This is a genomic window from Sphingomonas sp. 2378, from assembly GCF_038084995.1.
In the GTDB taxonomy this organism is placed as follows: Bacteria; Pseudomonadota; Alphaproteobacteria; order Sphingomonadales; family Sphingomonadaceae; genus Sphingomonas.
Map to the genome: position 1 here is coordinate 1 of NZ_JAXCMJ010000072.1, position 9,321 is coordinate 9,321.

At 66.9% G+C, this 9,321-nt stretch carries 6 protein-coding genes; 4 read left to right on the forward strand and 2 right to left on the reverse strand.

The annotated features are described in order from the left end of the window. Positions 1 to 451 precede the first annotated feature (451 nt). From SM191_RS18795 to SM191_RS18805, 3 genes are all read left to right on the forward strand, one after another. Entirely contained in the window at positions 452 to 1,891 is a 1,440-nt protein-coding gene (locus SM191_RS18795; protein ID WP_341507541.1) for a carboxylesterase/lipase family protein, read from the forward strand. Between the two features lie 123 nt (positions 1,892 to 2,014). Continuing rightward, the gene (locus SM191_RS18800) at positions 2,015 to 4,567 is read left to right on the forward strand and encodes a putative bifunctional diguanylate cyclase/phosphodiesterase (protein ID WP_341507542.1); all 2,553 of its coding nucleotides are present in this window, start codon (positions 2,015 to 2,017) and stop codon (positions 4,565 to 4,567) included. A gap of 95 nt (positions 4,568 to 4,662) precedes the next feature. Beyond that, the gene (locus SM191_RS18805; RefSeq protein WP_341507543.1) at positions 4,663 to 5,589 is read left to right on the forward strand and encodes a crotonase/enoyl-CoA hydratase family protein; all 927 of its coding nucleotides are present in this window, start codon (positions 4,663 to 4,665) and stop codon (positions 5,587 to 5,589) included. Here SM191_RS18805 and SM191_RS18810 read toward each other — a convergent pair whose 3' ends face one another. Both SM191_RS18810 and SM191_RS18815 read right to left on the reverse strand, forming a co-directional pair. Beyond that, positions 5,590 to 7,551: a putative bifunctional diguanylate cyclase/phosphodiesterase gene (locus SM191_RS18810; RefSeq protein ID WP_341507544.1), complete on the reverse strand. Its 1,962-nt coding sequence runs from the start codon at positions 7,549 to 7,551 to the stop codon at positions 5,590 to 5,592. Positions 7,552 to 7,838: 287 nt separating this feature from the next. Next, positions 7,839 to 8,126 (reverse strand): hypothetical protein, encoded by a 288-nt coding sequence (locus SM191_RS18815; RefSeq protein ID WP_341507545.1) that lies wholly within the window; start codon positions 8,124 to 8,126, stop codon positions 7,839 to 7,841. Positions 8,127 to 8,381: 255 nt separating this feature from the next. On the opposite strand from SM191_RS18815, the gene SM191_RS18820 reads away from it, so the two are divergent. Continuing rightward, positions 8,382 to 9,131, forward strand: a complete 750-nt coding sequence (locus SM191_RS18820; RefSeq protein ID WP_341507546.1) for a Crp/Fnr family transcriptional regulator — start codon at positions 8,382 to 8,384, stop codon at positions 9,129 to 9,131. The last annotated feature ends 190 nt before the right edge of the window (positions 9,132 to 9,321 follow it).

Here is a 9,321-nt window from a genome sequence, read left to right on the forward strand (position 1 = left end):
GCCGCAGGTTCAAATCCTGCCCCCGCAACCATCCCACCACATATACGCCCGCCAAGTCACACAACCTCGCGGGCTTCCCGGCGTTCACGCCAACAGCGCTGGCGATCTGTAAGCGTCCGGTCTGAGACGTATCCGGTCATTCTCGTAAAACGATGGCATTCGGCATAAAAGCTGCTTGCTGTGTTCGCCAACGCGCACAGCATAGCCGCGCTCTGGCCCGCCGTCCCAAAGACGCCGGGCGCATATCCCGGTGACACCCCGAGATTGCGCGGCATATTTGCACCGCGCTACCCAGCACGCCCGCCATGCCAGCGACAAACGGGATCGACACGTCGACCCGCTCGCGGGAATGATACGACACCCCCTTCCCAATCGACGGGCTTCGCCACTATCCTGATGAAAATGGCCGCGAAAACATCGTGGTTGCGACTCATCGTGAGGAGAGGGGCCCGTGAGCATTACCCTGAAGGGCGTCGTGGCGGCGACCATCGTGATAGCCGCTCCCCTGGCCGCGCAGACGGCGTCCGACGCCCCTGTCATCGCCACCGATCGGGGGGTGGTGCGGGGCAGCGTGACCGACGGGGTCGCCAGTTGGAAGGGAATCCCGTTCGCCGCCCCGCCGGTCGGGCCGCTTCGCTGGCGGGCCCCCCAGCCCGCCGCCGCATGGACGGACGTGCGCGATGCCACGGCCTATGCGCATGACTGCATGCAGGTGCCGTTCCCCAGCGATGCCGCGCCTCTGGGTACGACCCCGGCGGAGGATTGCCTTTATGCCAATGTCTGGAAGCCGATGGCGGGTCGCGGCAAACTGCCGATCGTGGTCTGGATCTATGGCGGCGGTTTCGTGAATGGCGGCGCGTCTCCGCCGACCTATTCGGGGGCGGAGCTGGCCAGGCAGGGCGTGCTGTTCGTCAGCTTCAATTACCGGGTCGGCCGGTTCGGGACCTTTGCGCTGCCGCAACTGACCAGGGCGGATGAAGATGGCGGGCGGTTGGGCAATTACGGGATCATGGACCAGATCGCCGCGCTGCAGTGGGTGCGGCGCAACGCGGCGGCGTTCGGGGGCGATCCGTCCAACGTCACCATCGTCGGGGAAAGCGCGGGCGGCATGTCGGTGCACATGCTCAACACCTCGCCGCTGGCCAAAGGCCTGTTCCACAAGGTCTTCGTCATGTCGGGCGGCAATGGCCGGTCCGACGGCAAGACGCTGGCCGATGCCGAGCGGATCGGTGAGAATTTCGCGCGGTCCCAGGCTATCGATCCCGACCGCCCCGATGCGCTGGCCAGGCTTCGCGCGTTGAGCGCCGAGGCGGTGACCGACGGGCTCAACATGATGGCGCTGTTCCGGCCCCAGCCCGGTCCCCCCACCCATATGGCGCCCTTCGCCGATGGCAAGGTCGTGGTCGATATGGGGCGGGCCTATGCCGAGAACCGCTTTGCCCGTGCGCCGATGGTCGTGGGGGCGACCAGCACCGATATCGGCGGCAAGACCGGCTTCATGATTGCCGGGGCGCGCGACGTGGCCGCCCATATGGCCAAGCAGGGCGTCCCGGTGTGGGAATATCGCTTTTCCTATGTCGCCAACTCGGTGGACCAGCCGGGCGCGCAGCATGCGACCGACATTCCCTTTTTCTTCGACACCACCGCCATCAAATATGGCGATGCGACCACGTCGCGCGATCGCGCCATCGGGCAGGTGATGAGCCGTTACCTGATCCGGTTCGCCAAGACCGGTGATCCCAATGCGCCCGGCCTGCCGGAATGGCCGCGCTATGCGAAGGCCGGTGACCTCATCATGGACTTCACCCCCGAAGGCAAGGCTGTCGCGCAGGTCGATCCCTGGGGCGGGGAAATCGAGGCGGCGCGCGCGGCAACGGCGGGTGCGCCATAGGGGCAATCTCGACCAATCCCCTTCCACGGTTAAACGTGCTAACCGAATTTACACTTGCCTTATCGTTAATATGACCTGCTTAGAGCAGGTTGAGGGCGGGTAGGTAAAATGGGGGCCGCGAAAGTGGCATCGGACATCAAGGCGGTGGCGCTTGCGCTGCTGATGTTGCTGGCGGGGGTGATGCCGGGAACGGCGTCGGCCACGGCCATCGACCTGCGCAAAGCGGCGTGTAGCGCCGCGCTGCCCGATGGGTCGGATGCGGCCATGGTGATGGGCGCCCGTTACCAGTGCAACGCCCATGAGTCGAACCGGGGCGCGCCCTGGCTTTGGCTGCGTCTCGACCCCTCGAATCTCGGCGCGCTGCCGCCGCGCTGGGACATATTGATCGACCAGACCCGGTTCGACCGTATCGCCCTGCTGGTCGTCGGTCGTGACGGCAGCATGCGGATCGAGCGTTCGTCCGACGAATTGCGGGGGCATGGCGCCCCCGGTGGGCTTCTGCGCTTCATCATTCCCTTGGCGGGGCGCGATGTGCGCGGCCTTTATCTGGGCTTTCGCAACATCGACGAACTCTATTTGATGCGCAAACTGGAGGCGCGACCGGGCGGCCGGATGACCGATGGCGACATTCGCTGGCTGTTGCTGATGGGGTTGTTCACGGGAACGCTGTTGTCCGCGCTCCTCTATAATCTGGTGATCCACACCGGCCAGCGTCCCGCGTTCCAGCGCTGGTACCTGCTGTGGGTCAGCGTCGCGCTGGCCTATGGATTGGTCTGGACGAACACCGCGGCGTTTCTGGTGCCGTGGCTGATCGGGCCGCTCGCGGTCCGGTTGAATCTGGTGCTGGTCGGCCTGATGGTCGCGGCGGGTAACATGTTCTTCTTCGCGGTGATCGAGGAGGGTGTCTTGCCGCGCCGCTTCGCCATGGCGGGCCGAACGCTGTCGGTCGCGGGGGCGGTGCTGGGGTTCCTGGCGGCGGCGGATGGATGGTTGCCGCCGGGGATCACCGACCGGCTGCTCAATTACGTGATCGCGGCCACGGCGCTGCTGGTTGCCCTGTCTTCGGGAATCGCGGCGCGGCGCGGCAGCCGGGTGATCTGGTTCTATCTCATCGGTTGGGGCCCGGTCATCGGTGTCTTCCTGGCCCGGCTGAGCCGCAACCTGGGCTTCGCGCCGCAGAACGACATCGTCGATATGGCGACCTTCGCCGCATTGGCGTTCGAGGCGCTGGTCCTGTCACTGGCGATCGCCGATCGGTTCCGCCTGATCCGTCAGGAACTGGAGCTTGCCCGCCAGCGCCGCGAGATCGACCTGGCCGAAACCAAGACGTTGCGGCTGGCGGCGCATACCGATTTCCTGACCGGGTTGGGCAATCGCTTTGCGTTCCAGCAACAGGCCCATGAATGGATGGTCGCGGACAGGGCGTTCAGCCTGTTCCTGGTCGATGTCGACTTCATGAAGGACGTCAACGACCGTCTGGGTCACGCGGTCGGCGACACGCTGTTGCAGCATGTCGGCACGGTCCTGGCCGAGACGGCGCGGGGGTGGCCGGGTACGCGCATCGCGAGGATCGGCGGGGATGAGTTCGCCATATTATGTCCCGGCACGCAGGGCGACGAGGCTGCGCTCGCCAACGCGGCGATCGGGCTTCAGGGCGATGTCTGGCATGCCGAGGATCGCGGCCGTCCCCTGTCGCTCAGCATCGGGTCGGCGCGCTTCCCCGAAGACGCGCGGGCGGTCGACCTGCTCTACCAGAATGCCGATCTGGCGCTGTACACCGCCAAGCGGCTCGGCCGGGGGCGCTACACCCGCTACGATCCGTTGCAGCGCTCGCTGCGCGACCTTCAGGTCGCCTTTATCGATGATGCCGAACTGGCGATCGAACGCGGCGAATTCCTGCTCTATATGCAGCCGATCGTGTCGCTGGATACCGGGACGGCGGGGGGGCACGAAGCGTTGCTCCGCTGGGATCACCCGCGCCACGGCCTGTTGCCGCCGGATCGCTTCGCCGATGTGCTGGTCGCGGAGCGGATCGGGCTGATGATCCAGGAGCATGTGCTGGAACTGGCGCTGAGCGCGCTGCGCGAACAGGGCGAGCGGCTGGGCGTGCTCAGCGTCAACTTCACCTCGGCGCAACTGGCGGGCCCGCGCGGTGCGCGGGAAGTGCTCGACCGGCTGGCCCATCATGACGTCACGCCCGACCGGCTGTGCGTCGAGGTGACCGAGGGCGTGATGCTCGACCGGGCGGCGGACAGTATCCTCGCCAATCTGCGCACCCTGCACGATGCCGGGGTGTGCATCGCGCTCGACGATTTCGGCACCGGCTATGCCTCGCTCGTCCATCTCCGCCAGTTGCCGGTCGACCGGATCAAGATCGACCGGTCCTTCGTCGCGGGCATCGACGAGTCCGATGGCGGGACGCTGGCGATCGTCCATGCGATCGTCGGTCTGGGCCGCGGGCTGGGCAAGGTCGTCGTCGCCGAGGGGATCGAGACCGAGGTGCAGGCGCATCGTCTAAGGCAATTGGGGTGCCAGTTGGGGCAGGGCTATCTCTATGGGCGCCCCGCGCCGCCACCGGCATCGGGGGAGGCCGACCGGGCTCGACGGCGGTCGGTCGTACAGGAGCATGGACGCCGACCGGATATCCCGGCCATCCCCAGGGTGACGGCGGCGTAAGTCGTTCCAGATACGTCGCTTTGACCGACGTCTCGGCAGGTCGCCGGGCCTATCGTCGATGGGCAGCATGGTGCTGCATGTCGAGAGTAAAACCCATGACCGCTTATGATTTCAAGATGGCGACGGACATTCGTGGCCCGCGCCCCGTCGAAAGCCACCCGTCGCGTGCCGGGGATGAGGGGATCGCGGCATCGTTTCGCCTCGAACAGCTCGATACCCGTTACGATCCCGATAGCCGGACGTTGTGGACCGATATGCGGGCCCGGACGCGGCCCAGTTTCAACCCGGACCTGTTGCGCGATTTCGTCCGTTGGCAGGAGGCGATCGTCACGGCCGCCGATGGCGGGGACATGCCCATCCGCTATGTCGTGCTGGGCTCCGGCTTTCCCGGCGTCTTCTCGCTGGGCGGCGACCTGAACCTGTTCGCACAGGCGATCCGCGACCGCGACCACGCGATGCTGGTCCATTATGGGCGGACCTGCGTGAAGATCCTCCATCGCAACATGCGCGGGCTGGAGCGGCCGATCATCACCATCGGCCTGGTCGAGGGCGATGCGCTGGGCGGCGGGTTCGAGGCGCTGCTGTCCTTCCATGTCGTCATCGCCGAGCGGGGCACCAGCTTCGGCCTGCCCGAGACGCTGTTCGGTCTCTTCCCCGGCATGGGGGCGCATTGCTTCCTGTCGCGGCGGCTGGGTGCGGCGCGCGCGGAGCGGATGATCATGAGCGGTCGGACCTACAGCGCGGAGGAACTGTACGACATGGGCTTGGTCCACAACCTGGCCGAGCCGGGCGAGGGGCGGCGCATGGTCGCCGACTATATCCGCCAGAATCATCGGCGGCACAGCGCGCATTGCGCCATCTACGAGGCGTCTCGCGCGGTCAATCCGCTGCCGCTGGAGGAATTGGAGGCGGTGGTCGACCTCTGGGCCGATGCGGCATTGCGACTGACCGAGGGGGATCTGAAACGGATGGAGCGGCTGGTCGCCGCACAGACCCGTCTGCGCGAAAAGGCCGACGCCTGATCAACCGGCCCCGGGGATCGCGATCGCCTCTCCGGGGCCATCTTCCTCCAGCCCCAGTCCGGCGAACAAGGCGGACAGCCGATCCGCCGTCATCGGCTTGGCGAGCAGAAAGCCCTGCACCGCGTCGCACCGCGTCCGCCGTAGCTGTTCGAGTTGTGCGGACGTCTCCACCCCCTCGGCCACCGTCCGCATCCCCAGCTTGGCGGCGAGTTCGACGATGGTCTGCACGATCGCCACCGAGGCGGGGTTGTGCTCCAGATCGATGACGAAGGACCGATCGATCTTCAGCGTCTGGAACGGGAACTGGGTCAGATAGCTGAGCGAGGAATAGCCGGTCCCGAAATCGTCCAGCGTGGTGCAGACATGGATGCGGTTGAGTGCGGTCAGCGCATCGATCGAGCGTCCGACATCGTCGAGCAGCACCGTCTCCGTCACCTCCAGGGTCAGCCGCTGCGGCGGCAGGCCGCTCGCCGCCAGCGCCGCCTTCACCGCCTCGGCCAGATCGGGCGTGCGCAGCTGCACGGGTGACAGGTTGACCGCGACGGTGACCTCGGATGGCCAGGCGCTGGCCGTCATGCATGCCTGGCGCAGCACCCAGTCGCCGATCGGGACGATCAGCCCGTTCTCCTCGGCGATGGGGATGAACTCGCCGGGCGATACCGGCCCGAATTGCGGGCTGTGCCATCGCAGCAGCGTCTCGCACGAGGTGATGCTGGCCTGGGTCAGGCGGAAGATCGGCTGGAAGAGCAGATGGAACTCCCCCCGTTCCAGTGCGCCGTCCATCGCGGCGGCCAGTTGGCGGCGGCGCTCGATCTTCTCGTCCATCACGGGTTCGTAGAGGAAGAAGCGGCCCCGCCCATTCTCCTTCGCGCGGTAGAGCGCCAGATCGGCATTCTTCAGCAGCGTGTCGGCGTCTCCGCCATCTTCGGGCGCGATGGCGACGCCGATCGAGGCGGAGGTGCGCAGGACATGGCCGCTGAACGCCACCGGTTCGCGGACCAGGTCGAGGATGGTCGCGCCGATGCCGCCCGCCGCCTCGGCATGGGAGATATGGCACAGAACCGCAAACTCGTCCCCGCCCAGTCGGGCGACGAGCCCGGCCTCGCCGAAATGCGCGTTGAGCCGCCGGGCGATCTGGACCAGCAGGGCATTGCCCGCCAGATGGCCGAAGGAATCGTTCACCTCCTTGAACCGGTCGAGATCCAGCCAGAGCAGCGCCAGCTTTTCCCCGTTGGTGGACAGGGTACGCAGCCTTTCCTCGAAATGCTCGCGAAAGGCGGTGCGGTTGGCCACGCCGGTCAGGTCGTCGCGACGCGCCATCCGCGCGTGATGCTCCGCCAGCGCGGCCTTTTCCTGCGACGCGACGGTCGCGCGCAGGATCGCGGCATAGGTCTGTTGCGTGATGTCCATCATCGCGACGACGAACAACAGGATCACCGCCGCCATCAGCGCCTTGAGCGGCTCCAGCGGCATGAGCAGCCCGAGGGCGAGCGGCAGCGAGGCGCAGCACAACTGCGACAGGGCGATCAGCGGCCGCCCGGCATTGCGCCCCGCAATCCCCGCCGCATAGCCGATCGCGGTGGTGACCGACAGGAGGTGCAGCGTGCCGTCCTCGGTCCGGGTCAGCGTCAACAGCCCGAACAGGCCCAGCAGCGCGGCATAGCTGAGCGCGCCGAGCCGATAGCCGCGCTCCTGCTGGCGGATCGTGGCGTTGCGGCGGGTCCATAAAGTGTCGACGATGCGGACCAGCCCGACCAGCGCGATGCCGAGTGCGCAGGCCATCAACCAGTCGTCCCCGCTGGCGATCGCGACGACGGCGGCGATCGCGCTGCTGGTCAACGCCCCGATGACCAGCGAGCGCGGCGAGGCATAGAGCGACTCGACCAGCACGGCGCGGACCCGTGACGAGACCTGATCGTCGGCCTGCCGCAATCGCCTCACCCGGTTGATTAATCGTCGCATTTCAATCTCCTGGGCGCTGCCTATCGCATTCGTCCCCCGGACCCAAATGGCGTATCGAGGCAGGAGTGGGCGGGGCAGGGGACAGGGCCGAAGCCGTCGGGCCCAGGCGGCATGCCGGTGTCCCGTCGCGCCGGGGCACGACGGAACGGCGCCCCGGATGGCGGGGCCATGGCATGGCGGCAGTCATGCTGCACTGAACGACCCAATCGCCGGTAAAGGCTCATGCCGTCGTTACAGTTGCGTAAAAAGATCTCGGGCGTTCGGTGGCACCGGTCCGTAACGAAGGGTCAGTCGCGGTCGATGCCGCCGGGCGGAGTGGTCGTGGATCGCATCCGCCAGCGACTGCTGACCTCCACCTCATCGAACACATGCCGACCCAGCATCACCAGCGCGCTGCCGATGCTGGCGCCCAGAAAACCGATCGCCGCCAGGGCCAAAGCCATCGCGCCCGGTGATACCGGCGAGGGATGCTCGGCATAGAGATGCGTAATCGCCGCATAGGCGATTCCCCACAAGATCAGTCCGCTGCCCCGCAACGCCCCGTCCGCGCGCCGCGTCTGATGCCATGCCGCCATGCCACAATCCTCGTTGCGGCCCTCCAGCTATCGGCCCGGACATAGCATTTCGATACGGATTTCCGGCTTTCGCATAGCATCGGCATAGTGGGGGCCGTGTCCGTCACCGGACCGGTACCGTTTCCGGGCTCAGGGCGGCGTCGGGCCCGATGACGATTTACCGCCCGTAGCTTGATGTAGACGCAGGACGACCGGCGGCGGGGCGGCTATCGTTACGCTTGCGGTCGTGTGATTCGTCCTTTCGCGACCGCGCGAGTGATACGAAAGGAAACCCGCATAGCGTACCCGATCCACCGTTTCCGCGCCTTCGCCGCCCTGACCGCGCGGGAGGAACAGGCCCTTCTCGCGCTCGGTGATGACGAGGTCGTCCGGCGGCGCGGCGAGACGTTCCAGCGCGAAGGCGACAGCGTTCGCGGCATCCATATTCTGAACAAGGGGTGGGTCAGTTCCTCGGTCCTGCTGCGCAGCGGCAACCGGCTGGTGCAGAAGGTACATTTGCCCGGCGACATGTTGGCGACGCCCAGCATGGTCCTGCCCCGGGCGGCGGACACCCTGACCGCGATGACCGAGGCGGTGACGGCATTCGTGCCCTATGAGCGGCTGGGGCGGCTCTATCATGACCTGCCACGCCTGGCGGCGCTGTTGACGATGGCGGCGCAGATGGAGCGGTTGGCGCTGATGGATGCTCTGGCCGTCACCAGCAAGGCGTCGGCGCGCGAGCAACTGGCGCGGCTGCTGCTCGATCTTCATGCGCGGCTGACGCCGATCGGTGCGGTGCAGGAGGACGGCTTCGTCATGCCGTTGACGCAGGAGATCATCGGCGACCTGCTGGGGCTGACCGCTGTGCATGTGAACCGGACGATCCGCGCGCTGGAGGCGGAGGGGCTGGTCGCGCGGTCGGGGCATCGAATCCGGCTTCTCGACCTGGTCGCGCTGCGTCGCCTGTCGCCGCTGTCCCCCCGGCAACCCCAGTTCGAGCCCGCCTGGCTTCCGCCCGCGCTATGAGTGGATACGGGGCTTTCCCGACGATTGGATCCTGTCCTGCGAAGAAGATGACATAGAGCGATCCGAGCCGAGCCCCTCCCCTTCAGGGGAGGGGTTGGGGTGGGGCGTCACCCCCAGGCCCCTGCGCTTGCGGAAGCGCCCCACCCCCGGCCCCTCCCCTGAAGGGGAGGGGTGTCGCGCTATCGAGAGG

What these genes read in the sequence shown, in the direction of transcription:
- SM191_RS18805 (WP_341507543.1), top strand. Translation starts at nt 4,663, where the DNA reads ATGACCGCTTATGATTTCAAGATGGCGACGGACATTCGTGGCCCGCGC.
- SM191_RS18810 (WP_341507544.1), bottom strand. Translation starts at nt 7,551, where the DNA reads ATGCGACGATTAATCAACCGGGTGAGGCGATTGCGGCAGGCCGACGAT.
- SM191_RS18815 (WP_341507545.1), bottom strand. Translation starts at nt 8,126, where the DNA reads ATGGCGGCATGGCATCAGACGCGGCGCGCGGACGGGGCGTTGCGGGGC.